This is a genomic window from Burkholderia sp. BCC0097 (genome assembly GCF_902832985.1).
In the GTDB taxonomy this organism is placed as follows: Bacteria; Pseudomonadota; Gammaproteobacteria; order Burkholderiales; family Burkholderiaceae; genus Burkholderia; species Burkholderia orbicola.
In genome coordinates, this window is sequence record NZ_CADFDM010000001.1 from 647,879 (window position 1) to 674,345 (window position 26,467).

Sequence of the window (26,467 nt, forward strand, 5' to 3'; positions counted from 1 at the left end):
CGCGATCATGCGATCACTGATCGAGACACCGCACGCACAGCCGCTTCGCCTGGTTCGCCGGCAGCCCGCGGCACATCATCACCACCGGGCGCGCATGGCACGACGGTGCGTCGGCGGACGCGGCGGGCGACGGCAGGCGGCGCGCGCGTTCGGGCGGCGTCGTGGCGGCCGCGGCCATGCGCCGCTGGCGCTCCGGCGGCGGCGTGTCGCTCACGACGGGAATCGGTTCGACGCCGCCTTCGTGCGCATTGCGCTGCGCGCTCGCGACGACGCGGCTCACGTAGCCGCTCGAGAAGCCGGTCGTGAAGTTGCCGCTGTAGTAGCACGACAGCGCCGCGCGCAACGCGGCCTGCGTGGCGCGGCCGGTGCCCGACGAGCGCGCGAAGCATTCGGTCAGGATCGCGCCGCCGGCCTGCAGGTTGCGGCACGGCTCGAACATCGTCGCTTCGTCGAGCCCGTATTTCGCGAAATTGCGTTCGTTGACCTGCGCGAGGCCGACGCTGTAGCTGAAGCCGCGCGACGACAGTTCGCGCGCGGTCGCGCGCGCCTCGTCGAGCGAGGCGGGCTGGCGCGTCAGGTGGCCGCCCACCACGCCGATCGCATAGGGATTGAAGCCCGACTCGGTGCGCACGAGCGCGGCGAGCGTATCGGGATCGACGTTCGGCGCGCAGGCGCGCGCCAGTTGCGCGAAACCGGCGGCGCTGCCGGCCGCATGCGCGACGCCGTGCTGTCCGCATGCGAGCACGAGTGCGACGAGCGCGGCAACGCACGCGGCGGCGGTTCGCAGGGCGCGTGCGCGCATCATCCGGCTCCGGCGACCCGATACGACAGCACGAGCCCGTGCACGAGCAGCGACCAGCCGTCGAGCGCGACGAACAGCAGCAGCTTGAACGGCACCGAGATCGTCGTCGGCGAGATCATCTGCATCCCGAGCGCCAGCAGGATGTTCGCGACCAGCAGGTCGACGACGATGAACACGATGTAGATCACGAAGCCGATCTGGAACGCCTTCGTCAGCTCGGCGAGCGTGAAGCTCGGCACCAGCACGAGCAGGTCGTCGTCCTTGATGCCGTCCGCGCGGTTCTTCGGCCAGACCGACGTCGCGGTGCGCACGAAGAATTCGCGGTCGCGCTGGCGCGTATGCGACACGAGGAAATCCTTGATCGGCGGCAGCGCCGCGTCGGCGAGCGCGCCGATGTCCGAGGTCGACAACTGCCCCGACGCATCGAAGTGGCGCGCCTGCAGCGCATCGCGGATCGACATCCCGACGGGCGCCATGATGAACAGCGACAGGATCAGCGCGATGCCGTTCAGCACCAGGTTCGGCGGCACCTGCTGGATGCCGAGCGCGGAGCGCAGCAGGCCGAGCACGACGACGAGTTTCGTGTAGCTCGTCACCATCAGCGCGGCGAACGGCGCGATGCCGAGCGCGGCGATCACCGCGATCAGCGCGACCGGATTCGGCAGGTTGCCCATCGTTCAGCGCTCGCGCGGCGCGGGTTGCGTCAGCGTGACGACGCGCACGCCGAGCTTCTGGCCGACCGCGATCAGGTGGCCGGTGCCGATCAGCATCCCGTTCGCGACGAGATGGATCACGCTCTGGTTGATCCCTTGCTGCAGTTCGATCACGGCGCCCGGCTGCAGCGCGCTCAGTTCGCCGAGCGGCATCGACGTGGGCGGCAGCTCGAAGCGCAGGTCGACCGCGAGGCCGTCGAGCGAGCGTGGTGCGTCGGCGGGCGGCGCGTCGTGCGTCGTCGGCGGCGCGGAGTCGGTGCGGGTCGGTTCCAAAGGCATCTCCCTGATTCGTTCGACGGTCAGCCGGTTGCCCGACGGCCGCCCGGTGATCTCCCATGCCGGCGCGGCCGGCAGCCGCGCGACGCACAGCAGGTTCTGCTCGTGCGCCTGCCAGCGCTCGATCGCGATGATGTCGCCGCCGACCACATCGGCCAGCTCGGCCGTCGTCAGCTCGGTGCGGCCGATCTCGAACACGAGCGGCACCGGCAGGTTCGCGTAGGCCGTGCGTGTGTCGGCGAGCGCGGCCGGCGCGGCCGCGAAGAACACGGCCAGCGCATCCGGCGCGTCGAACAGCAGCGCGCCGTGGCAGCGCCACGCGGCGTCGGCGCGCCGCAACTCGAACCGCAGCGCGGCCGGCGACGCATGCCAGGCCGGCACGCCGTCGGGCGGCGGCAGCAGTTCGACGCGCTGCCGCGTCGCCGCCTGCAGCACGGCCGTGAGCGGCGCGCACAGATCGGCGAGCAGCGCCGTGCGGATCACGGCCGGGACCGCCGGATCGGCCGCGTCGCCGAGCCATTCGGTTTCCGCGAGCGGGTCGATCCAAAGCGTGCCGGCGGCCGGGCCGACGACGAAGCGGTAGGCGTGCGCATCGGCAGCCGGCTCGGCGTCGACGCGCCAGCGCACCTCGTACGCCTGTTCGCCGAGCGTGACCGGGACGGCGCCGGTCGCGCAGTACGCATGCGACAGCCCGCGCGCGGCGGCGGCGGACAGGCGCGGCAGGTAGGGCGACGCGTCGAGCGCGACCGCGGCCGGCGCGGCGGCGGGCGGCGGGGAAGCATCGGGCAGGGCCCGGTTCGCGGCGTCGCCGGCGTCGGCATTCGTCAGGAACAGCGCAGGCACGGCGGGATCGGGGCGGATTCGGCGTTGGTTCGACGGGTTGTTCTGGGGCCGGCGGCGCCGAGGGGCGCGCGGCTGCTGCGTCGATTGTAGGGACGGCGCTGGCCGCGTGCCGCGCCGGAATCCGTAGTCGCGGCCATCGCGCGCGGACGGCGGAAGCGGGGCGCTACGAAGCGCGACGAAGTGCGGCGGAGGGACGAAGTGCGGTGGAGCGGGCGGTGCGACGGCCGGCGGTCAAAAGCAACCGCCGCCCGAAGGCGGCGGTTGGGGCGTGACTGGCTGGCAGGCCGGGCGGCGTGCAGGCCGCATCCGGCTGGCAGGCCGCGAGGGGCTGCGAATCCGCGCAGCACGGTGGGACAAGCGTGGCCGGCGTGCCGCGAACGGGCGGCGCGCGGGCGAAGCGTTACGCGTAGTCGGCGGCCATCGCGGCTTGGGGCGCCGCGCGCAGCACCGGCGCCGCGTCGTGGCGCTCGACGTGCGTCATCGCCGCACCGAACAGCACCAGCCGATAGCCGACCGCGTAGATCGGGATGATCCGCAGGTTCTTGTCGTGTTCAAGTTGCAGCTTCGAACGGATTCGCGAGATATGGGTGTCGAGCGTGCGTGACGACACGCCGAGCTCGCGGCCCCACACGGCTTCCTGGATTGCCTGCCGCGGCACGATCTTGTTCATGTTGTCGAGCAGGAATTCGACGACGTCGAATTCGCGCGGGGTCACGTCGACGATCTTGTTGTCGATTTCGATCGTGCGGCGGACGAAGTTGATTTTTATGTTGTCGATGTACAGGTATTTGCAATCCATGGTGGCCCTCGCATGTCCGTAAAGGAGTGTTTGCGGGGTCCTGTGCTGCAACTTCCGGGCCAGGAGGCGGGTGGTCGGGCGGTGCCGGCAGGCGGCGACGGCACGGATGGCGGGGAGGCCTTGAATTTAAAAGAATTTTTAACGGGGAACGCCGAACGATCGATGAAAGGGGGCCGGGCGATCATGAAGGATTGTTACGTAGCATCGCGGGGCGACGTTACGGGCGTTACGTCTGACGTAACGTGGGGGAGACGCCGGTAACAAGCGCGCAACCGGGTCGGCTGCATGCGTTGCGAACCCTACATGGAACCCTACATGGAACCCTACATGGAACCCTACATGGTTATAAAAAAATCAATATAAATCAGCAATATAAGTGATTATAATTGCCGACATTGAACCCTACATGGAACCGTACAAGGAAGCATGACGACCGTTGCTACCTTCGAACCGTTGTTTCCCGAGGATCCTGTACTCGATCCGCTGCTCGAGCAGGCCGCCGAACTTGTCGATTCTTCGCAGCGGTTACTTGCCATACGAGATACCCCGCTGGCCACCGCGCTCGTGCCGCAATTGCGCGCGATGAATTCGTACTACACGAACAAGATCGAAGGCCAGCACACGACGCCTGCCAAGATCGAGGCGGCGCTGCATCGGGATTATTCGACCGATATCGTCGAACGCAAGAAGCAACGCTTTGCGGTTGCGCATATCGCGGCAGAAGCCGCGCTCGAGGAAGAATGGCGTGCGCTTCCGGTCGCTGCGTTGTTCGAGCCGGCGCGAATCTCGGCCATTCACGATCGCTTCTTTTCCTGCCTGTCTGACGACGAGCGATTGACCGCTGACGGAAATGTCGTCGTCCCGGGCGAATTTCGGCACGCGGATGTGACGGTCGGGCGCCATCTGGCGCCGGAACCGGAAATGATCGAGCCGCTGCTTCAAGCTTGGGCGACACGTTATGCGCGCATTCGCGCCAAGGAATATCAACTGATCGGCATTGCCTGTTCCCATCATCGTCTCGCCTGGGTGCACCCGTTCATGGACGGCAATGGGCGCGTGGCGCGCCTGCATTCGCATCTCGGGTTGCGCGCTGCCGATCTGACCCACGGTCTCTGGTCGCCGCTTCGAGGGCTGGCGCGAGAGCATGAGCAGTATTACGCGAGACTGAGCGAGGCCGACCAGACGCGTCGCAACGATCTGGATGGCCGTGGCAATCTATCCCAGGAAGGGTTGGTCAAGTTCGCCCGGTTTTTTCTCGACTGCTGTCAGGACCAGGTCGGTTTCATGGTGCATATGACCCAGTTCGACGGAGTGACGGGGCGGCTGCTGGATTTACTGAGGTTCCTGGAGGCCAACCCGTGGACGATTCGCTCGGAAAAATCAGTGATCAAGCCGGAAGCCGCGGCGCTGGCGATGGAGTTCGTGGCGCTGCGCCGGACCGTCACCCGCGCGGAATTCGCGCAGATGCTGGGTGTCAGCGACGTATTGGCGCGCCGGATCGTTCGATCGCTGCTCGACTTCGGGCTGCTGACCTCGCCTTCGCATCGCGGCGAGCTTTCTTTTGGATTGCCGTTGAATAGCCTCCGGTTTCTGTTTCCGAGGCTTTGGCCTGAAGTCGAGCAGGAGTGAACGAGCGTGGTGGGCCGCATCCTTTCATGCGGCTTCCGCTCGGATGGGCATGGTGTTTTCGCGATGCGCCGAAAAACACCGGCCACGGCGCACCCCTCGCCCCGTAGCCGGCGTCCCGGCACATCAAGCCTTCGCGCCATCCGCCGAATCGAACGGCAGCACGTAATGCCGCTTGCCCGTCGCCGCGAAGATCGCGTTCGCCACGGCCGGCCCGACCGGCGCGACGCCCGGCTCGCCGACCCCGGTCGGCGCCTCGGCCGACGGCACGATATGCACCTCGACCTTCGGCATCTCGGCCATCCGCAGTACGTGGTAGCCGTCGAAGTTACGCTGCTCCACCTGGCCGTCCTTCAGCGTGATCGCGCTGTGCATCGCCGCGCCGAGCCCGAAGCCGATGCCGCCTTCCATCTGCGCGGCGACGATGTCGGGATTGATCGCGATCCCGCAGTCGACCGCGCATACCACGCGCTCGACCTTCACCTTGCCGTCCGCGTCGACCGAGACCTCGGCCACCTGCGCGACATAGCTCTTGAACGCCTCGGCCACCGCGATCCCGCGCCCGCGGCCCTTCGGCAGCGGCTTGGCCGGGTCCCAGCCGGCCTTCTGCGCGGCCAGCTCGAGCACCGCGCGCATGCGCGGCTCCTTCGCGAGCAGGTCGCGGCGGAACGCATACGGGTCCTTGCCGGCCGCGTGCGCGGCTTCGTCGATGAACGCCTCGACCGCGTAGGCCGTGTGCGAGCTGCCGACCACGCGCCACCACAGCACCGGCAGGCCGACCTGGGTGGTGGTGAGCTCGACCGACACGTTCGGCACCGCGTACGGCAGGTTCGCCGCGCCCTCGACCGACGTCGCGTCGACGCCGTTCTTGACCATGAACGCCTCGAACGGCGTGCCGGCGAGGATCGACTGGCCGACGATCCGGTGGCGCCAGCCCACCAGCCGGCCGTCCGCGGTCAGGCCCGCGTCGAGCTTGTGGAAGTACATCGGCCGGTAGAAGCCGCCCTGGATGTCGTCCTCGCGGGTCCATTGCAGCTTGACGGGCTTGCCGTCCGCGCCGAGCGCCTTCGCGATCGACACGGCCTCGACCACGTAATCCGACCACGCATTCGCGCGCCGGCCGAAGCTGCCGCCCGCATACAGCGTATGGATCTTCACCTGTTCCGGCTTCAGCCCGGCCGTTTTGGCCGCGTTGCCCTGGTCGACCGTCTGGAACTGGTCGCCGGCCCAGATCTCGCAGCTGTTCGCCGTCAGCTTGACGACCGCGTCGAGCGGCTCCATCGGCGCATGCGCGAGATACGGGAATTCGTACGTCGCGCTGACCTTGCGCGCCGCCCCGGCGATCGCCGCATCGGCATCGCCATCCTTGCGCGCGGACGTGCCCGGCTTCTCGGCGAGTTGCCGGTATTCGCGCATCAGTTCGTCCGAGCCGCGCTTCTCCGCCTTCGTTTCGTCCCAGTCGATCTTCAGCGCGTCGCGGCCCTGTTTCGCGGCCCAGAAGCCCGTCGCGACGACCGCGACGCCGCCCGGTACCTGCACGACCGAGACGACGCCCGGCACGGCCTTCGCGGCCGTCGCGTCGAACGATTTCACCGTCGCGCCGAAGCGCGGCGGCCGCTGCAGCAGCGCGACGCGCATGCCGGGGAAGGTGGTGTCGAGCGTGAAATGCGCGGTGCCGTTCGATTTCGACGCCCCGTCGACGCGCGGAATCCGGTGCCCGATCAGCTTGAAGTCGGCCGGCTGCTTCAGCGCGACCTTGTCCGGCACCGGCAGCTTCGACGCATCGGCGACGAGCGTGCCGTACGCGGCCGTCTTGCCGCTCTTCGCGTGCGAGACGACGCCGTTGGCGGTGGTCAGCTCGCCGGCCGGCACCTTCCAGCGGGCCGCCGCGGCCGACACGAGCATCGCGCGCGCCTTGCCGCCCGCTTCGCGCAGTTGCTGCCACGAGTTCGACATGGCCGAGCTGCCGCCCGTGCCCTGCATCGTGCCGAACGCGAGGTTCGCATAGCGTTTCGCATCGGCCGGCGCGCTTTCGACGCGCACGCTCGACCAGTCGGCGTCGAGCTCCTCGGCGACGATCGTCGCGATGCCCGTATACGCGCCCTGGCCCATTTCGACGTGCTTCGCGATCACCGTGACGGCGCCGTCGGGCGTGATGCGCAGGAATGCGTTCGGCGCGAAATCGCCGGCCGGCGCGGTCGCGGCGAGCGCGCGGCGACCAAGGCCGGCCCAGTCGAAGCCGATGGTCAGGCTGACGGCGGCCGCGGCCCCCGCGGCTTTCAGGAAGGTGCGGCGCGACGGGCGCACCGCATCGGTGTGGTCGAGTTCGATCGTCATGGTCAGGCTCCCAGCGTCGCGGCCGCGTCGTGGATCGCGGCCCGGATGCGGGCGTAGGTCGCACAGCGGCAGAGGTTGCCGTTCATCGCGGCGTCGATGTCCGCGTCGGTCGGCTTCGGATTCTGTTCGAGCAAGGCGGTGGCCGACATGATCTGGCCGGACTGGCAATAGCCGCATTGCGGCACCTGCAGCTTGACCCATGCGGCCTGCACGGCCTGCGCGGGCTTGCTCTGCAGGCCTTCGATCGTCGTGACGTGCTTGCCCGCGATGCCGGCGAGCGGCAGCACGCACGAGCGGACGGCCTGGCCTTCGAGATGCACCGTGCACGCGCCGCACTGCGCCATGCCGCAGCCGAATTTCGTGCCGGTCAGTCCCGCGTGTTCGCGAATCGCCCAGAGGACGGGCATCGACGGATCGGCGTCGAGCGTGACGTTCTTGCCGTTCAGGACAAACGAGGTAGGCATGTTGTGTGTCTCCGTGGGGAAAACCCGCCATACGGGCAGGTTAGCCGGGAGTGTGCGCGAGCAGCCCGTTTTTGCGTCTACCCAATCCTGCAAATTTATTGAACAATCCTGCAAATTGCCCGCACGCGGCGAGCCGTTTCGCTATGCTCGCGCGACACGGGAAATCATTCGAGGATGCGCCATGGACATGACCGATATCGTCGCGTCGCGCGAAGCCGGGCGGCGCGAACTGGCGTCGCTGATCGGCCGTTTCGCGCCCGCGGACGGCTCGCATTCGACGGCCGTGCCGGGCCTGATGCTGCATCGGCACACGCGGCCGGTCGATCTCGGCTGCGCCGTGTCGCGCGCCGCGCTGGTGATCGCCGCGCAGGGCGCGAAGCGCGTGATCGTGGCCGGCCACGCTTATGAATACGACACCCACAATTGCCTGATTACGTCGATCGACTTGCCGATCCTCTCACGCGTGACGCGTGCGTCGGCGGACGAACCGTACCTGTGCCTGTCGCTGACGCTCGATCCGCAGCGCATCGTCGAGCTGGCGGCCGAGATGCGCCTGCCCGAGCCCGACGCGGGCCCGGAAGGCGAGGGGATCGCGCTCGCGGAGCTGACGCCGCCGCTGCTCGATGCGGCGCTGCGGCTGCTGCGGCTGCTCGATACGCCGGCCGACATCGCGGTCGTCGCGCCGCTGATCGAGAAGGAAGTGCTGTACCGGCTGATGACGAGCGGGCAAGGCACGCGGCTGCGCCACATGGCGATCGCCGGCAGCCAGACGCACCGGATCGCGCGTGCGATCGAATGGATTCGCGATCACTTCGCGGAGCCGATGCGCGTCGAGTCGCTCGCGCAGGCGGTCAACATGAGCGTGTCGTCGCTGCACCATCATTTCAAGCACGTGACGACGCTGAGCCCGCTGCAGTACCAGAAGCAGTTGCGGCTGCACGAGGCGCGGCGGCTGTTGCTGCGGCAGGGCGGCGACGTCGGGTCGGTGGCGGCCGTCGTCGGCTACGAAAGCGCGTCGCAGTTCAGCCGCGAATACAGCCGGCTGTTCGGCGCGCCGCCGATGCGCGACGTCGTGCATCTGCGCAAGAAGGAACTGCTCGGCTGACGGCCGACCGGTCGCCGATCGTCATTGCGCGACGACCGACCGCGTAGCGCGGGCAGTCGAACACCGGCAGGCGCGGTTCGGCGAAGCGGCCGCGCTCCCGAAATCTGCATTCCTGACGAATAAACCTTCCATGACGACGCGTTCGAACACGTAGCTGCCGAGAAAGCCTGCGCCGTTCGTGACCGGTGCGCGCCGACCGGCACGCGTGTCGATCGCGCCCCTGTCATTCATGGCTTTCGTCGTCGTCGAGCATCTCCAGGAACCACACGTCGATTTGCTCGACGGCGTCGCGCACGCGTTCCATCCCGCCGCACGGATATCGCTTCGGCAGGCGCCGGTCCGCCTCTGCCGATGTCGACGAAGCGCCGCGACAGGCGCTCCGGTTTCGTTGACAACCCCGCTGATGCTTGAACGACGCAAGCGTCGATCGATCGGTTGTGATCTTCATCGCCTTTTCCCTAGCACGCTGATTGACGAATGGCCGCCGCTTGTATTTCGTGTGCCGTGGCGTGCCGCTCGGTGAGAGCCGGACCTCAGGCAATCGGCATGCCATGAACGACGAAGTCCCGCTGCATGCGGGCGTCGCCATGCAATGACCGTTCGGCGCGAACGTTTGTGTTTCAGGCGTGAATCGTGGGGCCAGGGACGCGCCCGTGGCGATCGCTGGATCGATACGGTTCGATACGACGAAACGCGCGATAAATCAGGATTTTACGGGACTGGAGGCTTAAAAGCTGTTTTTAATCGGAATGTTTCAGTGATGAGAATCGAGCGGATAAGTGATCGAAAGCGTCTCTTCAATGAGTCGATCTTATGGGTCATGGGGTGAAAGGTGAATCGAGTTGAAATGAAAAAATGATGCTCGTGTTTCTGTCGGGGTCGTGCGTTTACATTTGTTTTAATTATTACGCTCGCAATGTGCCGGACGGCGAGGTTTTTTACCGGATGATCGTGTCGGTATTTTCACGGATGAATCAAATTCGTTTCGTATTTCCGAGTGAACCCGGGTTCCAGCCTTGTCGGTGGCCGTGCCGCGCGGAGCGTCGTGCGCCGGGAACTCCGTTCGCCAGGGGTAACGAACGGCTGTAGGCATGCCGCAACCTGCGGTTTGTCAGCGGAAACGTACGAATCACCGGCCATGCGCCGAGGCGCGCTTCTCAAGTTTGAAACACCCGTTCGCAGGCGCGTCCGGCCAGCTTGGGCGCGCCGGATTCGTCCATCAAATCACGGCATTGCGTCGCATTGTTCAACGATCGCCGCCGCGCGCTCCCGGTTATCGCGATACATTCCTGAAACAAAAAATGCCGTTCCGGGCGCAATGGTCAGGCCTGGCGGCCGCATGCCGCGCGCAACGCCCGATGGCATATCGCATGGCATGCGGTTTGCGAGGTTGGACGCACCGGCGAGCGGTCGACACGATGCAACAACGATGTGGGGGCGACCAGTTCGTCACGAGCCAGTCGGGGAAGCGGCGATGAACACTATAAGTAGTGGCTTGATCCGCGCGTTTCTTGCGCACCACAGGGGTAGTCGGAATGATCGGGGTCGTGCTCGCGACGCAGTGCCAGCGTCGAGGGTCGCGCCTTGCCGATTTCCCGCCCTCCGCGCGCGCCGCGTGCTGGAGCGGTTGCCGTTCCGTGCGGCAACCGGGCGACAGCGGTGCTCGACCTCATTCAGCATTCCCGGATGGGGCAGGCTGTTCGTGCCGGACAGCATGACGCCGATTCCTCTTCAACCGTGCAGAGCCGTTTCGATCGCGCCGGGCCAGTTCCGGCGCCGGCCGGATTAGATCGAACGCGCGTCGGCCGGATTATCCGGAAGGCCTTTCTTCGATAGCTCAGGGAGCAGACATGTCGTCTGGCTGCAATGCAGGCCCGTCGTCGCCCGGCTAAAGGTCGCGTATCGAGCGGTCGCTGCATTTAGCGGTAGTCGATGCATTCGCGAATTTTCAATTCCGAAATCGGGTGCCAGTGCCGGCATCGGTTTTCGACGGGGTATTGAAATCGCGAGCCGGAAAGATGTGCGCATCATTCCGGTAAATCTAATCGAGGTGTTTTTGATTTGACTTCAATGTTCATAAAAATAATAGAAAACACCTACTCGGAAATTTTGGACAACTTAAAAACATAAAACTAGACTTCGGCTGGCCAAAAAATAAAAGCACCGATTTGCGATTAAACAATGATTTCTTGATTTGATAGTGATCCTTATTTTTAAGGATTGCTCGAGGCAGGAAGGTTGATGGCGTGCGATCTTCCATGCTCATTCTCTCCACGCCGTTTTGGAGTCGACCATGAAGAAGCTTCTGATTGCAGCAGCAGTTCTGGCGGTTTCGGGTGCAGCGTTTGCCGGCAGCGGCACGGTGTCGAGCAGCAATTCGTCGAGCGGTGGCCAGACGATGGCCGGGGTCGCCGGGTTCGGCCACTTCACCGCGACCGATTCCGGCTCGGCACTCGGCGCAGCCGGCGCAACGGCCGGTGGCGGCAGCAGCGGTTCGATCTCGTACACGAACCACACGCAAACGTCGACGGTCGGCGGCTTCGGCTTCGGCGGCGCACAAGCGGGCGGCAGCAGCGGCGCGAACGCGGGCTCGACCGGCTGGACGTATCACCACTAAGCCGCGACGCGTAGCGTTCGTCATTGGCTGGCGGCACGGATGCCGGGTCTTGTCCCGCAAGGGCAGGCCCGGCTCCGCCACCGTCGAACTTCCTCACAGCAAGGAATTGCTATGAAAGCCAAAGTCATTTTAGCGACAGCGCTCACCGTCATTTCGTCCGCTGCGTTGGCGGCCGGATCGTCCACGACCAACCAGACGCAATCCGTCGCGGCGGGTGTTTCCGGTTCGGTGCTGGTCGGCTCCGGCAGCTATACCAGCAATTCGACTTCGACGGCCGGCGCGAATGCAGGCAGTACCGTGACACCCGCCGGCTCCGCCGGCACGGCATCCGCGTATCACAACTCGACTTCGACGGCCAGCGGTTCGGGCACGAACGGGGGCGCGTTCGCGGCGGGCGGCGGTATCGGTGCCGCGGGCTCGTTTGCTGGAAACGGCAGCACGAACGAAAACGCGAATGCGCTTTCGGGAGGGGTGACCGCCACGATCGTACTCGGCGCGAACCACTACACGGCCACGGGCGCGAACGACCACGGCAATGCCAACGCGGGTGCCGTGGGATGGACGGGCAGTGGCGGGTCGGGCGCGATCACGGGCTCGAATCACTACAACTCGTCGACCGTCTGGAGTACCGGTCCGGCCGGTTCGCCGTCCGCATCGGGCGGAAGCCAGGGCGACTCGAGCGCGACCGGGAGCAGTCATTAGTCAGGTGTGGGGGGACCAGTTTCCAGTTTCCCAGCGACGCTGGTCTCTTTTCCGCATCGTTGTCACGTAAGGAGTTGGCATGAAGCAGAACCTGATTGCCGCCGCTCTGATGTTCGCGTCTCTGACGGCGTATGGCGCTGACCGTGCCGCCGATGGTGGGCAATCGACTATGCAGACGTCAAACAAACCTGACCAGACAACCAAACCGTCAGAACAACAAACGCTTTCGTCGGGCAGTGCCATCGGCGGACCGGACACCCAGCAGTGGCAGGGCATGTCGGCCGGCTCGTGGTCCCAGCTGGGCAGCGGCTGGAAGCAGTTCGGGGAAGCAGCGAAAACTGAAGGCATTCAGGGGAATTAGTACGGTTGCCTGGGTCGGAGGTCAAACCTCGTCCGGAGAGTGAAATGAACAGCAACAGGATCAAGGTGGCATGTGCGGCGATGTTCGCGATGACCACGATCGGTGCCCAGGCGCAAACCGCCGATTCGACGTCGAGCGCGCAATCGTCGACATCGTCGACGGCGATCAGTCAGGGCGGCGGCTCGAGCATGAACACGAACACCACGAGCTCGCGCGGCGGCAACGCCACGAGCAGCAGCGGGGTGCGCGGCAGCGGCAATTCGAGCGTGAACGTCAACGTGACCATGCCGTCCAGCACGGCCGGCGGCAACGTGACGCCGCAGAGCACGAACACGCTCGCGGCCGGCGCGCCAGGCTCCAGCCCGTACAACACCCAGGCGACGGAAAACGTCAATTACTCGGGGACGCAGACGATCAAGACGAACCCGTCGATCCAGGCGCCGGGCCTCACGACCACGCTGTCCGATACCTGCATGGGCTCGGTGAGCGTCGGCGTGTCGTTCCCCGGGTTCGGCGCGACGGGCGGCACGACGCTGGTCGACCAGGCCTGCGTGCGGCGTCTCGATGCGCGTGAATTCCGTGCGATGGGCCTGACCGACGTGGCGCTCGCGCTGCTGTGCCAGAGCGACGCGAACCGGCGCGCGGTGGAAGCGACCGGGCACCTGTGCCCGGGTACGACCGCGCCGCTCGCGCGTTCGAACGTGGCGCCCAGCGTCGAAGCGACCGTCGCGGACGACGTGAAGTATCGCGATCCGATCGTGCGTGACCGGATGGGCCTGCCGCCGCTCGGCTCGGCCGCACCGGCGCCCGCAGCGACGCGCCCGATCGAGACGGCTTCGATGCGCGCCGCGCCCGTTTCGGTGCCGGTTCCGGTGCCGGCGCTCGCGCCTGTCGCCGCCGCGCCGGCCGTCGCGATGCCAGCCGTTGCCGCAGCTGCTCCGGCCGTCGCAGTGCCGACGGTTGCCGCCGCAGTTCCGGCCGCCACGGCGCCGGCTGCTGCTGCCGCGCCTGCTGTCGCTGCCGCACCCGCAGCCTCGGTAGTACCGGCGGCCGCAATGGCAGCCGTGCCGGCTGCAGCCGTCATCGCCGCGCCGGCCGTGGCTGACAAGGCAGCGCCGGCACCTGCCGCACCGGTCGCCGATACGAAGGCAGCGGAGCCCGTGCAGCCGGTCGCCGACAAAGCCCCCGAGCCTGCTCCGGCGGTTGCCGACAAGACGCCCGAGCCTGCCCCGGCCGTCGCGGACAAGGCCCCCGAGCCCGCCCAGCCCGTTGCCGACAAGGCGCCGGAGCCGATGCCGGCCCCGACCGACACGGCCCAGGCCGCCGGCGAGCCGGTTGCCGAACCGATGCCGGCGGCAGCCGTCGTCGCGGCGCCTGCCGTCGACGCGAAGGCGGCCGAGCCGGCGCCGCAGGCAACCGCCGAAGCGCTTGCACCGGTGGCCCCGCAGCCTGCCGCCGCCGCCGCGCCTGCCGACATGCCGGCAGCGGACGCGAAAGTCCCGGACGCGGTCGAAGCGGCTGGCACCGCGGCTGCACAAGCCGCCGGCATGCCTGCGCTGACCGATCCGGCACAAGCGTTGCCGCCGGCCACCATCGACCAGCAGGCCGCACCGGCTGCACCGATCGCGCCGGCGCCGGCCGTCATCTCGACGAGTACCTCGTCGTAGGCGTGCGGGCCGGTTTGCCGTGCGACCGGCGCGCTGGTCGCACGGCAGGCGTTCGGCCCGATGCCCGACAGTCTTTTCCGGTTTGACGGGTGTTGCTCCCATCCCCGAGGTCAACACCTCTTTTTGCGTGACGAGGATGCAAGGAGGCCTCAATCATGAGGATCTTTTTGATCGCTTTGTGGCTGGCCAGCGTGCAGGCCGCTGCGCAATCGGTTTTCCAGAATCCCGCGGTCTTCGTCATCCTGAGCGAGCAGACCCTCGCGAATGCCGCGAGCGTCCAGCAGGCGCTGTCGACGCTCGGCCGTCCCGACAACACGGCATGCGCGCCGATGATGATGATCGGCGATCCGCAGATGATCTACATGATGCCGGAAGCGGGTCACGCGCCGTCGTGGCAATCGCCGGTGTACGGCCGCGGTGCGCCGTTCGACGCGCAGAACGGGCCGAAGTCGACCGGCAAGACGGTCGGCGCGATGCAGCACGCCGAGGACATGCGGACGCAGCCGTGGAGCGACGGCAGCGCGATCACGCAGCAGATCGCGGGCGAGTCGAGCGTCATGGCGGCGGACCGGGTGAACGAATGGCGGCACGCCGGGCTCGACCGGATCGAGACGGCCCGCGCGTCGGACGTGACGGTGAACGGCAAGACCTATCGCGCCTATCGCGACGATCTCAACGGCTCGACGAAGCCTGTCGTCGAACCGCAGATCTACACGCAGCGCGTCGTGTTTTGCCGATAACGCAGTATCGATTCGAGGACGGAGCGGCGCCGCGCCGCGGGACCACGGGCCCCGCCGCGCGCGATCGGGCAACGGCCGCTCCGATGCACACCCTTATGCGGCGAGGCGATCGTGAACCATTGCTGTCAGCTGAGCATGTCGGGCCTGCGGGATGTCGAACGGCTGGTGAGCGCGCTGCCGTTCATCGCGGTCCGGCACGACCCCGTCGCGCCGTCGCGGCCGCTCGTCTACCTGTCGCAGCAACACGATGCCGCGCTCGTCGATGTGCTCGCATCGCGCGGCTGGGACGTCTGGCGCGCCAAAACCGTCGCGGACGCGCTGAATCTCGTCAAGGCGAACCGTCCGCATGCGGGCATCGTCGATTTCGACAGCTTCGCGTCGCCGGACGTCGCGTCGTTCGAGGCGCTGCTGCGTGACCCGCGGGTCGGCTGGGTCGCGCTCGCGGACGGCGAGCGGCTGCGCAACATCACGATCGCGCGCCTGATCCGCCATTGCTGCTTCGACTACGTGCGCAATGCGGCGGCCTACACGACGATCGGCTATCTCGTCGGCCATGCGTACGGGATGCTGAAGCTCGCGGACGGCGACCCGGCCGAGGAGGCGCCGCCGCCCGGCGGCGCGATGATCGGCGCGTGCGGCGCGATGCGCCGGCTGTTCGCGACGATCCGCAAGGTCGCGAACACCGAGGCGGCCGTGTTCATCGCCGGCGAATCCGGCACCGGCAAGGAACTGACGGCGGCGGCGATCCACCGGCAGTCGTCGCGTGCCGACGCACCGTTCGTCGCCGTGAACTGCGCGGCCATCCCGACGACGCTGCTGCAGGCCGAACTGTTCGGCCACGAGCGCGGCGCGTTCACGGGCGCGCACCAGCGCAAGATCGGCCGTATCGAGGCCGCGCACGGCGGTACGCTGTTTCTCGACGAAATCGGCGACATGCCGTTCGAGAGCCAGGCGAGCCTGCTGCGGTTCCTGCAGGAAGGCAGGATCGAGCGGCTCGGCGGGCATGCGTCGATTCCGGTCGACGTGCGGATCGTGTCGGCGACCCACGTCGATCTCGAGGCCGCGATGCAGGCCGGGCGATTCCGCGCCGACCTGTACTACCGCCTGTGCGTGCTGCGGATCGACGAGCCGCCGCTGCGCATGCGTGGCCGCGACATCATGCTGCTCGCCGACGACGTGCTGCGGCGCTATCGCGACGACGGCTCGTACCGGATTCGCGGCTTCACGCCGTGCGCGATCGAGGCGATCCACACCTATCCGTGGCCCGGCAACGTGCGCGAGCTGATCAACCGGATCCGCTTCGCGGTCGTGATGACGAACGGCCCGCTGATCTCGGCCGCCGATCTCGAATTGCGTCCGTACACGTCGCTGCGGCAGCCGACGCTCGCGCAGGCGCGCCGGCAGGCCGAGCGGCACGCGATCGAGGAAACGCTGCTGCGACACCGCCACCAGCATGCGGACGTCGCGGCGGAGCTCGGCATCTCGCGCGCGACGCTGTACCGTCTGATGACCGCGCACGGGCTGCACAGCTGACGCGCCACGGCGCCCGACCGCTCAAGACCTCGCGGCGGCGGCCGTTAAAACATGAAATGGCCCGGCCGGCACGCGCGCATCGAGGTGCGCGCGCCCGGCACGCGGCACATCACGTTCATCCGAGGTCATCGTGGGAGAGTGCAGTCACTGCGGCAGGACGTTCCTGCTCGGCGGGCAGTCGATCGACGGGCGCCGCTATTGCGGCCCGGCATGCGCGCACGCGCATCCGGTCGTCGTCGAGGCCGAACGGGTGCCCGACGCGAAGGTCCGGCAGTACGTCGACGACTGGCGCTACGGGCCATGCCCGATCTGTTTGCGAGAAGGGCGGCCGGTCGATGTTCACGCGTCGCATCGCGTCGTGTCGCTCCTGTTCGTCACGCGCTGGGCGACGCGGCGCCACGTGTGTTGCCGCCGCTGCGGGCGCAGGAAGCAGGCGCTCGCGCTGCTCGCGTCGGCCACGCTCGGCTGGTGGGGGCTGCCGTGGGGCCTCGTGCTGACGCCGATCCAGCTCGCGCGCAACCTGCTGGGCCTCGCCGCGCGCGAACCGGAGGTCGCGACGCAGCAGTTCGAGGAGCTCGTGCGGCGCAAGCTGGCCGCACGCCGGCTCGCCCGCGCGGGGCGCGGCGCCGGCGCCTGATCGCGCTTCGGCGCGCCGTGTGGGCTCAGGCAGGCCGGTCGAAGCCCGAGGCGACCCAGCGTTCGGCGCTGGCCTTGTTGAGCTTGAACCCGGCCGACACCTTCGCGTCGGCCAGCAGCTCGCCATACGGATCGAATGCCTTGAGCTGCGCATACGGCTCGAACTCGTCCGGCACGATGTCGAGCGTCACCGACACATCCTGCCCGGCTTCGTCCTGCACCGTCACTTCCTTGTGCAGCAGCGCGCGCCGCTGCTGTTCGTGCCGCATCAGCACTTCGGTCGCGGTTTTCACGAGCGTGCGGAACGCGTTCGCGTCCATCGGCTTCGGGTTTTTCTTGTCGCGGCCCATGGTCCACGGCCCGACGAGCGCGGGCTCGGATTCGCCGTCCTTGATCATCTCGACGGCCCAGCCGTCGTCGTCTTCGTTCTTGATGATGCGGGCCGTCCAGCCGTTGTCGCGCCAGAGGCCGTCTTCGTGGATGGAGGTGTCGTCGGATTGCAGGTCGGAATCGGTCATGAGGAAAGCGGGCGGTACGGGCAAACCGGCGAACGGGGCGGGGCGCGCGGCCGGCAGCGGCGCGTCGCTCGCCGCCGGCGGGGCCGGGGTGGCATGCAAAGGCGCAATTTTACCTGTTGACCGGCCGCGCGGCGCGCGACCCTGGCCGTCGGGCCGATGCCGCTGCGGCCGATCGCCGGCCGTCGGGCGTCGGACCGGTGCAAATATCAAACCCGTATTACGTCTGCGGCGGCCAATTCGTACGCCGTCCGATATCGCGCTCGCGCGTACGTCCATAGAATCGACGTTCGGGCTAAAAATAGCCTGAACGTCCTTTCAACGCCCAACCGGCCGCACACACTCGCGTGGCGCGGCCGGTGAACCACCAGGAATTGCGCATGAGGAAATTCAATGTTCGCATCGTCGTCGCTTACGACTGGCCGTTGACGCTGGCCGGTATCGAGCAGATCGCAGGCGGCGCCTGCGCGATCGAGCTCGCCGCGGTCTACCGGAGCGCGGCCGAACTGGTCGCATCGCTCGGCGGCATCGACTGCGACGTCGTGCTGGTCGACTATGCGATTCGCGGCGACGAGCAGATGGACGGCCTCGCGCTGTTCGACTGGCTGCGCCGCACGCGGCCGAACGTCGGGATCGTCGCGCTGGTCGCGAACGAGAACCCGCTGATCTTCCGGTCGATCCTCGCGATCGGCGGCGTGAGCGTCGTCAGCAAGCTCGACGAGGTCGGCCATATCGTCACGGCGATCCATTCGAGCTACAGCGGCGCGACCTACCTGTCGCCGTCCGTGCGCCGCGCGGTCGATGCGCTCGGCACGCGCGGCGACGCGCCCGTGAAGCTGTCGGCGCGCGAGATCGAGGTGATTCGCCTGTATCTGTCGGGCGTGCCGATCAAGACGATCGCGCAGCGCCTGAGCAAGGGCAAGCAGACGGTCAGCGCGCAGAAGATCAGCGCAATGAAGAAGCTCGGCGCGAACAACGACGTCGAGTTGATTCAGCGCGCGGCGGGGCTGGGGCTCGGGAGCGGCGAGGCCGCGCTGCGGGCGGGCAGCGCGGCGTGAGGGGGCGTCGGGCGGTGTGAGGGCCGGGCAGGGTGGCGTGAGGGGCCGGGCGGGGCGCCGTCAGGCCGGCAACGCGAACCGCGTCACCGCGTCGCGCAGCGCCTCGGCCTGATCGCGCAGCGAATGCGCGGCCGCCGCGGCCTGTTCGACGAGCGCCGCGTTCTGCTGCGTGACCTGGTCCATCTCGCCCACCGCGCGGTTGACTTGCTCGATCCCGGCGCTCTGCTCGCGCGATGCGTGGCTGATTTCGTCGAGGATTTCGTTCACGCGCCGCACCGACTGCACGATCTCGGCCATCGTCTCGCCTGCATGCGTGACGAGCGTCGCGCCGTGCTGGACCGTCTCGTTCGACGACACGATCAGCGACTTGATCTCCTTGGCCGCCGTCGCCGAGCGCTGCGCGAGCGACCGCACTTCGGCCGCGACCACCGCGAAGCCGCGGCCCTGTTCGCCCGCGCGCGCCGCTTCGACGGCCGCGTTCAGCGCGAGGATGTTGGTCTGGAACGCGATCCCGTCGATCACGCCGATGATGTCGCCGATCTTGTGCGAGCGGTCGGTGATCTCGTTCATCGTGCGCACGACGTCGTCGACCACCGCGCTGCCGCGCGTCGCGACCTGCGCGGCCTGGCCGGCGAGCGACGCGGCCTGCGCGGCGCTGTCCGCGTTCTGCTTCACGTTCGCGGTCATCTCGTCCATGCTCGACGCGGTTTGCACGAGCGCGGCCGCCTGTTCCTCGGTGCGCTGCGACAGGTCCGTGTTGCCGGATGCGATTTCGCTCGCGCCGACGTTGATGTTCTCGGTGCCCATCCGGACGCGCGACACCATGTCGATCAGCCCCCCTTGCATCGTGTGCAGCGCATGCAGCAGGCTACCGCGATCGTCGTGCTTCACGCTCACGCGCGCGGTCAGGTCGCCCTGCGCGATGCGCTGCGCGGCGTCGAGCGCCGCTTCGAGTTCGCCGCCGAGGCTCGCGCGCACGCTTTTCAGCACCAGCACCATCACGGCGGTCGCGATCGCGCCGAGCACGGCCGTCATCGCCAGCCAGCGGCCGATGCTCGCGAGCACCGCCGAGCGCACGTCGTTCATGTACATGCCGGTCACCAGATACCAGTCCCACGGCGCGAAGCGCTGCACGGCGCTGGTTTTCTCCTGCGGCTTGTCCGCGCCCGGCTTCGGCCACAGATACTCGACGAAGCCCTTGCCGCCTTCCGCATTGCCGGCCTTCACGATCTCGACGAACAGGTGCTTGCCGTCCGGATCGGTGAAGTTCGACACGTCCTTGCCGTTGAGTTCGGCCTTGATCGGATGCATCACGATCACCGGCTTCGAATCGTTGATCGAGATGTAGCCATCGGCGCCGTGGCGCATCGCGGCGATCGCCTCGATCGCCTTCTGCTTCGCATCGGCTTCCGGCATCGCGTTCTGCTGCGACAGCTTGTAGTAGTGATCGGCCACGCTCGCGGCCTGCGCGACCAGCGACGCAAGCTGGTCGCGGCGGTCCGCGATCATCGACGCGCGGGTCTGCCATGCGCCTAGCCCGGCGATCACGAGCAGGCCGAGCCACAGGATGACGATCATCGAGGCGAGTTTCTGATTCAGGGAAAGATTGCGCATGGTATGAGGTCGGTCAGTCGAGGAAGCTCGCCGGGGCGGCGCGACGGGATATGTGGTTTGACGGCGCGCGATGCGCGTCGCCGTAGACGGGAAATCCCTTAGACGCCGTCATTTCCCCATGCCCGCGACGCGAGCGCGGGCATCTATGCATATGCATAACAGCGGCCGCTATACTGTCGGGCAACGGTTGGCGTCGCGCCCGCACGGGCGGCAGCGCGACACCGACCGAAACCGAAAGGAGGCAACGATGCGGATTCTGGTGGTAGGGGCCGGCGCGGTCGGCGGATACTTCGGCGGCCGGCTGGCCGCGGCGGGGCGCGACGTGACGTTCCTGGTGCGCGACGGCCGCGCCGCCGCGCTCGCGCGCGACGGGTTGCTGATCCGCAGCCCGCGCGGCGACCTGACGCTCGCGAACGTGCAGACCGTACGCGCGGGCGACGCAGGCGCCGGCGTCGCGCCGTTCGACCTCGTGCTGCTGAGCTGCAAGGCGTACAGCCTCGACGACGCGATTGCATCGTTCGCGCCATTCGTCGGCCCGCAGACGCTGATCCTGCCGATGCTCAACGGGATGCGCCACCTCGATGTGCTGCGTGAGCGCTTCGGCGCCACGCAGGTGCTCGGCGGGTTGTGCGTGATCGCGGCGACGCTCGATCGCGAACAGCGCATCGTGCACCTGAACGATACGCACGGCGTGTCGTTCGGCGAGCTTGCCGGCGGCGAATCGCCACGCGTGCGCGCGGTGGCCGACGTGCTCGGCGGCGCGGGTTTCGATGCAACGCTCAGCGACGACATTGCCGCGCGGATGTGGGACAAGTGGGTGTTCCTCGCGACGCTCGCCGCGAGTACGTCGCTGTTCCGCGGTTCGATCGGCGACATTCTCGCCGCGCCGGATGGCCGTCGCCTGCTCGAGACGATGCTCGCCGAATGCAGCGCGATCGCCGAACACAACGGCCACCGGCCCGACCCGGCGGCCAGCGAGCGGATGCAGCGGATGGTGCTGACGCCGTCGCCGTTGACCGCGTCGATGCTGCGCGACGTCGAGAACCATGCCCGCGTCGAAGCCGATCACGTGATCGGCGACCTGCTCGCGCGGCGCGACCCGCAGGCGGCAGACACGCTGTCGCTGCTGCGGATCGCGTACAACCACCTGAAGACGTACGAGATCCGCACGGCGCGCGAGCACGCGGCGGCATAAGCCGGTGCGGACAGTGGCGCGGGCGGCCGCCCGCGTCGTTCCGCGCTGCAACAAATTTGCCATCCGGCGCCATTTCAGCCAGTGGGCGGCAAAAAAGTATCGAAAATCAGGCGTAAAGTTGGTGGAGCCGCGCGCTCGATCGACCTACATTGCTTCCCATGCGACCGGTCGCATCGCCGCGCGAGACACGCGGCGATGCACGCACAGCCGAACAGGCCGGCAGCGAACCATGGGAATGGAGACGCCAACATGATGCACCCCGATCTCGAAGTGGTCGACGTGCGACGCGACGAGTCGTTCAAGGTCTGGTCGCACGGCTATCCGTATCGCACGATCCGCTGGCATTTCCATCCCGAATTCGAGCTGCACCTGATCGTCGCGACCCACGGCAAGTATTTCGTCGGCGATCACATCGGCTCGTTCGGCCCCGGCCATCTCGTGCTGCTCGGCCCGAACCTGCCGCACAACTGGGTCAGCGACATGGCCGAAGGCGAAACCGTCGAGCGCCGCAATCTCGTGATCCAGTTCGATCCGTCGTTCGTGCGCCGCTGCATGGACGCGTTCCCCGAATGCCGCGACGCACAGGCGCTGCTCGACGACGCGCGGCGCGGGGTCGGCTTCGATGCCGCGACGAGCGCCGCGATCGCGCCGTTGTTCGACGAACTGTTGACCGCGCGCGGGATGCGCCGCATCGCGTTGTTCATGACGATCCTGGAGCGGCTGTGCGGCGCGGCCGAGCGCACGTTGCTCGCGAGCCCCGCGTACGACCAGGCCGACGTCACGCCGACGCGGCTCAGCCACGCGCTGTCGTATATCGGCAAGAACCTCGCGTCGGAGCTGCGCGAATCCGATCTCGCGCAACTGACCGGGCAGAGCGTCAGCGCGTTCTCGCGTGCGTTCCATCGCCACACGGGCATGCCGTTCGTCCAGTACGTGAATCGTCTGCGAATTGAATCCGCCTGCCAGATGCTGCTGGCCGACGACGCGAGCATCACCGACATCTGTTTCCAGGCCGGCTTCAACAACGTGTCGAACTTCAACCGCCAGTTCCGCGCGGTGAAGGGGATGGCGCCGTCCGAATTCCGCGCGCTGCAGCGCCTGAACGCGCGCAGCCGCGAGCTGGCGCTGCATGCGGCGCCGACCGGTAATCCGCTGCCGCCGCGCGTGCTGACGCCCGGCGTGCCCGAACTCATGCCGCAGCCCGGATGATCGCCGGGCCGTTGCCCGCCTGAGTTTCCCCAACCGCTTTACCCCGCCGATCGCGTCGCTCACGTCGCGAGGGGCGCATTCACCCACGAAAAAGCCGCACACAATTCTGGAGACACCGTCATGACGCACGCATCGCCCGCTTCATCCCCCCGCCGCGCCGCCCGCCTGGCGGCCGTTGCCGCGCTCGCCGCCGCGGCCCTGTTGCCCGCCGCCGCCGCGCATGCTGCCCCGCTGCGGATCGGCATGACGTTCCAGGAGCTGAACAACCCGTACTTCGTGACGATGCAGAAGGCGCTGAACGACGCGGCCGCGTCGATCGGCGCGCAGGTCGTCGTCACCGACGCGCATCACGACGTCAGCAAGCAGGTGAGCGACGTCGAGGACATGCTGCAGAAGAAGATCGACATCCTGCTCGTGAACCCGACCGATTCGACCGGCATCCAGTCGGCGATCACGCAGGCGAAGAAGGCCGGCGCGGTGGTCGTCGCCGTCGATGCGAACGCGAATGGCCCGGTCGATTCGTTCGTCGGCTCGAAGAATTACGACGCGGGCGTGATGTCGTGCGAATACCTGGCGAAGGCGATCGGCGGCAGCGGCGAGGTCGCGATCCTCGACGGCATTCCGGTCGTGCCGATTCTCGAACGCGTGCGCGGCTGCAAGGCCGGGCTCGCGAAATTCCCGAACGTCAAGCTCGTCGATACGCAGAACGGCAAGCAGGAGCGCGCGACCGCGCTGTCGGTCACCGAGAACATGATCTCCGCGCATCCGAACCTGAAGGGCCTCTTCAGCGTGAACGACGGCGGCTCGATGGGCGCGCTCGCCGCGATCGAAGGCTCCGGCAAGGACATCAAGCTGACGAGCGTCGACGGCGCACCCGAGGCGATCGCCGCGATCCAGAAACCGAACTCGAAGTTCATCGAAACGACCGCGCAGTTCCCGGCCGACCAGGTGCGCATCGCGCTCGGCATCGCGATCGCGCGCAAGTGGGGCGCGACGGTGCCGAAGGCGATTCCGGTCGACGTGAAGGTCGTCGATCGCGGCAACGCGAAGGGTTTCAGCTGGTAAACGACGTGCGACGCGACGCGAAGGGCGGCGGCGCGGCCGACGCTCTTCGCACGGAGAAGCCGATGGACACGATACTCAGGCTCAGCCACATCACGAAAAGCTTTCCCGGCGTGAAGGCGCTGTCCGACATTCATCTGGAAATCGCGCGCGGCGAGATCCACGCGCTGCTCGGCGAGAATGGCGCGGGCAAGTCGACGCTGATGAAGATCCTGTGCGGCATTCATCAGCCGGATGCCGGCACGATCGAGATCGACGGCGCCGCGCGCCATTTCGCGGATTATCACGACGCGGTCGCGGCCGGCGTCGGCATCGTGTTTCAGGAATTCAGCCTGATTCCGCACCTCGATGCCGTCGACAACCTGTTCCTCGGCCGCGAGCTGCGCAACCGCTGGGGCGCGCGCGACCGCAAGCGGATGCGCGCGGCGGCCGCGGCCATCTTCGCGCGGCTCGGCGTGGCGATCGATCTCGATGCGCCGATCCGTACGCTGTCGGTCGCGCAGCAGCAGTTCGTCGAGATCGGCAAGGCGCTGTCGCTCGACGCGCGCATCCTGATCCTCGACGAACCGACCGCGACGCTCACGCCGGCCGAGGCGGAGCACCTGTTTGCGATCATGCGCGAATTGAAGCGGCAGGGCGTCGCGATGATCTTCATCTCGCATCACCTCGACGAGATCTTCACGGTGTGCGACCGCATCACGGTGCTGCGCGACGGCCAGTACGTCGCGACCACCGAGGTCGCACGCACCGACGTCGAGCAACTGGTGCGCATGATGGTCGGCCGCCGCATCGAAAGCAGCTTTCCGCCGAAGCCGGTATTGCCGGCCGACGCGCCGGCCGTGCTCGAGGTCGATGCGCTGCAGATCGAGCGCGACGGCCCGGTGAACCGCTTCGCGCTGCATGAAGGCGAGATCCTGGGTTTCGCGGGACTGGTCGGCTCGGGCCGCACCGAAACCGCGCTCGCGGTGATCGGCGCGACGCGCGCGCATCGCAAGGAACTGCGCGTGCGCGGCGCGGCGGCGAAGCTCGCCGATCCGGCCGATGCGCTGCGCGCGGGCATCGGCATCCTGCCGGAAAGCCGCAAGACGGAAGGGCTCGTCACGTCGTTCTCGATTCGCGACAACATCTCGCTGAACAACCTCGGCAAGTACCGGTCGATGCGCTGGCTGATCGACCGGCGCGGCGAGGCGCGCACCACGCACGACGTGATGCGGCGCGTCGGCGTGAAGGCGCCGTCGATCCACACCGAGGTCGCGACGCTGTCCGGCGGCAACCAGCAGAAGGTCGTGATCGCGCGCTGGTTGAACCATCACACGTCGGTGCTGATCTTCGACGAGCCGACGCGCGGCATCGACGTCGGCGCGAAAGCCGAAATCTACGGGCTGATGCGCGAACTCACCGCGCGCGGCTACGCCATCATCATGATCTCGTCCGAATTGCCGGAAATCGTCGGCATGTGCGATCGCGTCGCCGTGTTCCGGCAGGGCCGCATCGAGGCGACGCTCGAAGGCGACGAGATCGATCCCGACACGGTCATGACCTATGCCACGGCCGGCACGCGAGGAGCGACCCATGAACCTGCCTGATTCTTCTTCCACGCGTTCGACGACGCTCGCGGCCGCGGCCGGAAACGGCGACGCGCCGCCGCCCCGCGCGATGTGGGCGCAGTTGCGCCGTTCGACGCTGTTCTATCCGCTCGTCGGCCTGATCGTCGTGTGCATCGCGATGATGATCGCGAGCCCGAGCTTCCTGTCCGCTGCGAACCTGGAAAACGTGCTGCGCCAGGTCTCGATCAACGCGATCATCGCGGTCGGCATGACCTGCGTGATCCTGACCGGCGGGATCGACCTGTCGGTCGGCTCGGTGATGGCGCTGTCGGGCACGCTCGCGGCGGGGCTGATGGTCGCGGGCGTCAACGCGGTCGCCGCGCTGGCGATCGGCATCGCGGTCGGCCTCGGTTTCGGCTTCCTGAACGGCGTGTTTGTCGCGTTCGCCGGGATGCCGCCGATCATCGTCACGCTCGCGACGATGGGCATCGCGCGCGGCCTCGCGCTGATCTACACGGGCGGCTATCCGATCGACGGGCTGCCCGACTGGGTTGCGTTCTTCGGCAGCGGCAAGGTGCTCGGTATCCAGGCGCCGGTGCTGATCATGCTGGTGGTCTATGCGATCGCATGGCTGCTGCTCGACCGGATGCCGTTCGGCCGCTACGTGTATGCGATCGGCGGCAACGAGCAGGCGACGCGGCTCACCGGCGTGCGGGTCGCGCGCGTGAAGCTGATCGTCTACACGCTGGCCGGGCTCACGTCGGCGCTCGCCGCGATCGTGCTGACCGGGCGCCTGATGAGCGGGCAGCCGAACGCGGGCGTGGGCTTCGAACTCGACGCGATCGCGGCCGTCGTGATGGGCGGCACGTCGATCTCCGGCGGGCGCGGGGCGATCCTCGGCACGCTGGTCGGCGCGCTGCTGCTCGGCGTGCTCAACAACGGGCTCAACATGATCGGCGTGAACCCGTATGTGCAGAACGTGATCAAGGGCGGAATCATCTTGCTCGCGATCTACATCAGCCGCGAGCGATCGCGGTAACGACCGA

At 67.5% G+C, this 26,467-nt stretch carries 24 protein-coding genes; 15 read left to right on the forward strand and 9 right to left on the reverse strand.

The window, feature by feature from the left end; translation table 11 throughout:
• Window positions 1-13 precede the first annotated feature (13 nt).
• The 4 genes from HWX07_RS02810 to HWX07_RS02825 all read right to left on the reverse strand — a co-directional run bounded on the left by HWX07_RS02810 (window position 14) and on the right by HWX07_RS02825 (window position 3,433).
• On the reverse strand, window positions 14-802 hold the full coding sequence (locus HWX07_RS02810; RefSeq protein WP_175875098.1) for a lytic transglycosylase domain-containing protein: 789 nt from the start codon (window positions 800-802) through the stop codon (window positions 14-16).
• Complete coding sequence (gene sctR / locus HWX07_RS02815; RefSeq protein WP_006480865.1) at window positions 802-1,476, reverse strand: type III secretion system export apparatus subunit SctR; 675 nt, start codon at window positions 1,474-1,476, stop codon at window positions 802-804. The genes HWX07_RS02810 and sctR overlap by 1 nt, the downstream gene beginning before the upstream one ends.
• Window positions 1,477-1,479: 3 nt before the next feature.
• On the reverse strand, window positions 1,480-2,634 hold the full coding sequence (gene sctQ / locus HWX07_RS02820) for a type III secretion system cytoplasmic ring protein SctQ (protein ID WP_175875099.1): 1,155 nt from the start codon (window positions 2,632-2,634) through the stop codon (window positions 1,480-1,482).
• Window positions 2,635-3,034: 400 nt separating this feature from the next.
• The gene (locus HWX07_RS02825) at window positions 3,035-3,433 is read right to left on the reverse strand and encodes a winged helix-turn-helix domain-containing protein (protein WP_175875100.1); all 399 of its coding nucleotides are present in this window, start codon (window positions 3,431-3,433) and stop codon (window positions 3,035-3,037) included.
• A 426-nt stretch (window positions 3,434-3,859) separates the two neighbouring features.
• Between HWX07_RS02825 and HWX07_RS02830 the strand changes: the two genes are divergently transcribed.
• A complete protein-coding gene (locus HWX07_RS02830) occupies window positions 3,860-5,062 on the forward strand; it encodes a Fic family protein (protein WP_175875101.1) in 1,203 nt (400 codons plus the stop codon).
• Window positions 5,063-5,185: 123 nt separating this feature from the next.
• Here HWX07_RS02830 and HWX07_RS02835 read toward each other — a convergent pair whose 3' ends face one another.
• Both HWX07_RS02835 and HWX07_RS02840 read right to left on the reverse strand, forming a co-directional pair.
• Window positions 5,186-7,396, reverse strand: a complete 2,211-nt coding sequence (locus tag HWX07_RS02835; protein ID WP_175875102.1) for a xanthine dehydrogenase family protein molybdopterin-binding subunit — start codon at window positions 7,394-7,396, stop codon at window positions 5,186-5,188.
• Window positions 7,397-7,398: 2 nt separating this feature from the next.
• Window positions 7,399-7,860, reverse strand: a complete 462-nt coding sequence (locus HWX07_RS02840) for a (2Fe-2S)-binding protein (RefSeq protein ID WP_006480868.1) — start codon at window positions 7,858-7,860, stop codon at window positions 7,399-7,401.
• A 181-nt stretch (window positions 7,861-8,041) separates the two neighbouring features.
• On the opposite strand from HWX07_RS02840, the gene HWX07_RS02845 reads away from it, so the two are divergent.
• Window positions 8,042-8,965: an AraC family transcriptional regulator gene (locus HWX07_RS02845; RefSeq protein ID WP_027809702.1), complete on the forward strand. Its 924-nt coding sequence runs from the start codon at window positions 8,042-8,044 to the stop codon at window positions 8,963-8,965.
• 223 nt (window positions 8,966-9,188) lie between these two features.
• Here the strand turns inward: HWX07_RS02845 and HWX07_RS02850 are convergent, their stop codons facing one another.
• On the reverse strand, window positions 9,189-9,554 hold the full coding sequence (locus HWX07_RS02850) for a hypothetical protein (RefSeq protein WP_175875103.1): 366 nt from the start codon (window positions 9,552-9,554) through the stop codon (window positions 9,189-9,191).
• A gap of 1,704 nt (window positions 9,555-11,258) precedes the next feature.
• On the opposite strand from HWX07_RS02850, the gene HWX07_RS02855 reads away from it, so the two are divergent.
• The 7 genes from HWX07_RS02855 to HWX07_RS02885 all read left to right on the forward strand — a co-directional run bounded on the left by HWX07_RS02855 (window position 11,259) and on the right by HWX07_RS02885 (window position 17,222).
• The gene (locus HWX07_RS02855; protein ID WP_011547313.1) at window positions 11,259-11,582 is read left to right on the forward strand and encodes a hypothetical protein; all 324 of its coding nucleotides are present in this window, start codon (window positions 11,259-11,261) and stop codon (window positions 11,580-11,582) included.
• A gap of 111 nt (window positions 11,583-11,693) precedes the next feature.
• A complete protein-coding gene (locus HWX07_RS02860) occupies window positions 11,694-12,284 on the forward strand; it encodes a hypothetical protein (protein ID WP_175780003.1) in 591 nt (196 codons plus the stop codon).
• A 79-nt stretch (window positions 12,285-12,363) separates the two neighbouring features.
• Window positions 12,364-12,645, forward strand: a complete 282-nt coding sequence (locus HWX07_RS02865; RefSeq protein WP_011547315.1) for a hypothetical protein — start codon at window positions 12,364-12,366, stop codon at window positions 12,643-12,645.
• 44 nt (window positions 12,646-12,689) lie between these two features.
• Complete coding sequence (locus HWX07_RS02870; RefSeq protein ID WP_175875104.1) at window positions 12,690-14,312, forward strand: chemotaxis protein CheA; 1,623 nt, start codon at window positions 12,690-12,692, stop codon at window positions 14,310-14,312.
• Between the two features lie 155 nt (window positions 14,313-14,467).
• Complete coding sequence (locus HWX07_RS02875; protein ID WP_175875105.1) at window positions 14,468-15,052, forward strand: hypothetical protein; 585 nt, start codon at window positions 14,468-14,470, stop codon at window positions 15,050-15,052.
• A gap of 135 nt (window positions 15,053-15,187) precedes the next feature.
• Window positions 15,188-16,585 (forward strand): sigma-54 dependent transcriptional regulator, encoded by a 1,398-nt coding sequence (locus HWX07_RS02880; RefSeq protein WP_226210316.1) that lies wholly within the window; start codon window positions 15,188-15,190, stop codon window positions 16,583-16,585.
• Window positions 16,586-16,715: 130 nt separating this feature from the next.
• Entirely contained in the window at window positions 16,716-17,222 is a 507-nt protein-coding gene (locus HWX07_RS02885) for a hypothetical protein (protein ID WP_175875107.1), read from the forward strand.
• A 25-nt stretch (window positions 17,223-17,247) separates the two neighbouring features.
• Here the strand turns inward: HWX07_RS02885 and HWX07_RS02890 are convergent, their stop codons facing one another.
• The gene (locus HWX07_RS02890; protein WP_124624441.1) at window positions 17,248-17,739 is read right to left on the reverse strand and encodes a hypothetical protein; all 492 of its coding nucleotides are present in this window, start codon (window positions 17,737-17,739) and stop codon (window positions 17,248-17,250) included.
• Window positions 17,740-18,116: 377 nt separating this feature from the next.
• On the opposite strand from HWX07_RS02890, the gene HWX07_RS02895 reads away from it, so the two are divergent.
• Window positions 18,117-18,794 carry a response regulator transcription factor gene (locus tag HWX07_RS02895; RefSeq protein WP_175806981.1) on the forward strand — a complete coding sequence of 226 codons (678 nt, stop codon included), beginning with the start codon at window positions 18,117-18,119 and terminating at the stop codon, window positions 18,792-18,794.
• A gap of 60 nt (window positions 18,795-18,854) precedes the next feature.
• Here HWX07_RS02895 and HWX07_RS02900 read toward each other — a convergent pair whose 3' ends face one another.
• Entirely contained in the window at window positions 18,855-20,408 is a 1,554-nt protein-coding gene (locus tag HWX07_RS02900; protein ID WP_175875108.1) for a methyl-accepting chemotaxis protein, read from the reverse strand.
• Window positions 20,409-20,655: 247 nt separating this feature from the next.
• Here HWX07_RS02900 and panE point away from each other — a divergent pair, with 247 nt between their 5' ends.
• The 5 genes from panE (at window position 20,656) to HWX07_RS02925 (ending at window position 26,460) form a co-directional block, all read left to right on the forward strand.
• A complete protein-coding gene (panE, locus tag HWX07_RS02905; protein ID WP_175875109.1) occupies window positions 20,656-21,603 on the forward strand; it encodes a 2-dehydropantoate 2-reductase in 948 nt (315 codons plus the stop codon).
• Between the two features lie 249 nt (window positions 21,604-21,852).
• Window positions 21,853-22,812: an AraC family transcriptional regulator gene (locus HWX07_RS02910; protein WP_175875110.1), complete on the forward strand. Its 960-nt coding sequence runs from the start codon at window positions 21,853-21,855 to the stop codon at window positions 22,810-22,812.
• Between the two features lie 120 nt (window positions 22,813-22,932).
• On the forward strand, window positions 22,933-23,877 hold the full coding sequence (locus HWX07_RS02915; RefSeq protein WP_077220623.1) for a substrate-binding domain-containing protein: 945 nt from the start codon (window positions 22,933-22,935) through the stop codon (window positions 23,875-23,877).
• A gap of 62 nt (window positions 23,878-23,939) precedes the next feature.
• Window positions 23,940-25,460, forward strand: a complete 1,521-nt coding sequence (locus HWX07_RS02920; protein WP_175875111.1) for a sugar ABC transporter ATP-binding protein — start codon at window positions 23,940-23,942, stop codon at window positions 25,458-25,460.
• Complete coding sequence (locus HWX07_RS02925; protein ID WP_175875112.1) at window positions 25,447-26,460, forward strand: ABC transporter permease; 1,014 nt, start codon at window positions 25,447-25,449, stop codon at window positions 26,458-26,460. The genes HWX07_RS02920 and HWX07_RS02925 overlap by 14 nt, the downstream gene beginning before the upstream one ends.
• Window positions 26,461-26,467 lie beyond the last annotated feature (7 nt).

Coding starts and splice junctions, on each gene's coding strand:
- HWX07_RS02810 (WP_175875098.1), bottom strand. CDS start 802: ATGCGCGCACGCGCCCTGCGAACCGCCGCCGCGTGCGTTGCCGCGCTC.
- sctR (WP_006480865.1), bottom strand. CDS start 1,476: ATGGGCAACCTGCCGAATCCGGTCGCGCTGATCGCGGTGATCGCCGCG.
- HWX07_RS02825 (WP_175875100.1), bottom strand. CDS start 3,433: ATGGATTGCAAATACCTGTACATCGACAACATAAAAATCAACTTCGTC.
- HWX07_RS02830 (WP_175875101.1), top strand. CDS start 3,860: ATGACGACCGTTGCTACCTTCGAACCGTTGTTTCCCGAGGATCCTGTA.
- HWX07_RS02835 (WP_175875102.1), bottom strand. CDS start 7,396: ATGACGATCGAACTCGACCACACCGATGCGGTGCGCCCGTCGCGCCGC.
- HWX07_RS02840 (WP_006480868.1), bottom strand. CDS start 7,860: ATGCCTACCTCGTTTGTCCTGAACGGCAAGAACGTCACGCTCGACGCC.
- HWX07_RS02845 (WP_027809702.1), top strand. CDS start 8,042: ATGGACATGACCGATATCGTCGCGTCGCGCGAAGCCGGGCGGCGCGAA.
- HWX07_RS02850 (WP_175875103.1), bottom strand. CDS start 9,554: ATGGCGACGCCCGCATGCAGCGGGACTTCGTCGTTCATGGCATGCCGA.
- HWX07_RS02855 (WP_011547313.1), top strand. CDS start 11,259: ATGAAGAAGCTTCTGATTGCAGCAGCAGTTCTGGCGGTTTCGGGTGCA.
- HWX07_RS02860 (WP_175780003.1), top strand. CDS start 11,694: ATGAAAGCCAAAGTCATTTTAGCGACAGCGCTCACCGTCATTTCGTCC.
- HWX07_RS02865 (WP_011547315.1), top strand. CDS start 12,364: ATGAAGCAGAACCTGATTGCCGCCGCTCTGATGTTCGCGTCTCTGACG.
- HWX07_RS02870 (WP_175875104.1), top strand. CDS start 12,690: ATGAACAGCAACAGGATCAAGGTGGCATGTGCGGCGATGTTCGCGATG.
- HWX07_RS02875 (WP_175875105.1), top strand. CDS start 14,468: ATGAGGATCTTTTTGATCGCTTTGTGGCTGGCCAGCGTGCAGGCCGCT.
- HWX07_RS02880 (WP_226210316.1), top strand. CDS start 15,188: ATGTCGGGCCTGCGGGATGTCGAACGGCTGGTGAGCGCGCTGCCGTTC.
- HWX07_RS02890 (WP_124624441.1), bottom strand. CDS start 17,739: ATGACCGATTCCGACCTGCAATCCGACGACACCTCCATCCACGAAGAC.
- HWX07_RS02895 (WP_175806981.1), top strand. CDS start 18,117: ATGAGGAAATTCAATGTTCGCATCGTCGTCGCTTACGACTGGCCGTTG.
- HWX07_RS02900 (WP_175875108.1), bottom strand. CDS start 20,408: ATGCGCAATCTTTCCCTGAATCAGAAACTCGCCTCGATGATCGTCATC.
- panE (WP_175875109.1), top strand. CDS start 20,656: ATGCGGATTCTGGTGGTAGGGGCCGGCGCGGTCGGCGGATACTTCGGC.
- HWX07_RS02910 (WP_175875110.1), top strand. CDS start 21,853: ATGATGCACCCCGATCTCGAAGTGGTCGACGTGCGACGCGACGAGTCG.
- HWX07_RS02915 (WP_077220623.1), top strand. CDS start 22,933: ATGACGCACGCATCGCCCGCTTCATCCCCCCGCCGCGCCGCCCGCCTG.
- HWX07_RS02920 (WP_175875111.1), top strand. CDS start 23,940: ATGGACACGATACTCAGGCTCAGCCACATCACGAAAAGCTTTCCCGGC.
- HWX07_RS02925 (WP_175875112.1), top strand. CDS start 25,447: ATGAACCTGCCTGATTCTTCTTCCACGCGTTCGACGACGCTCGCGGCC.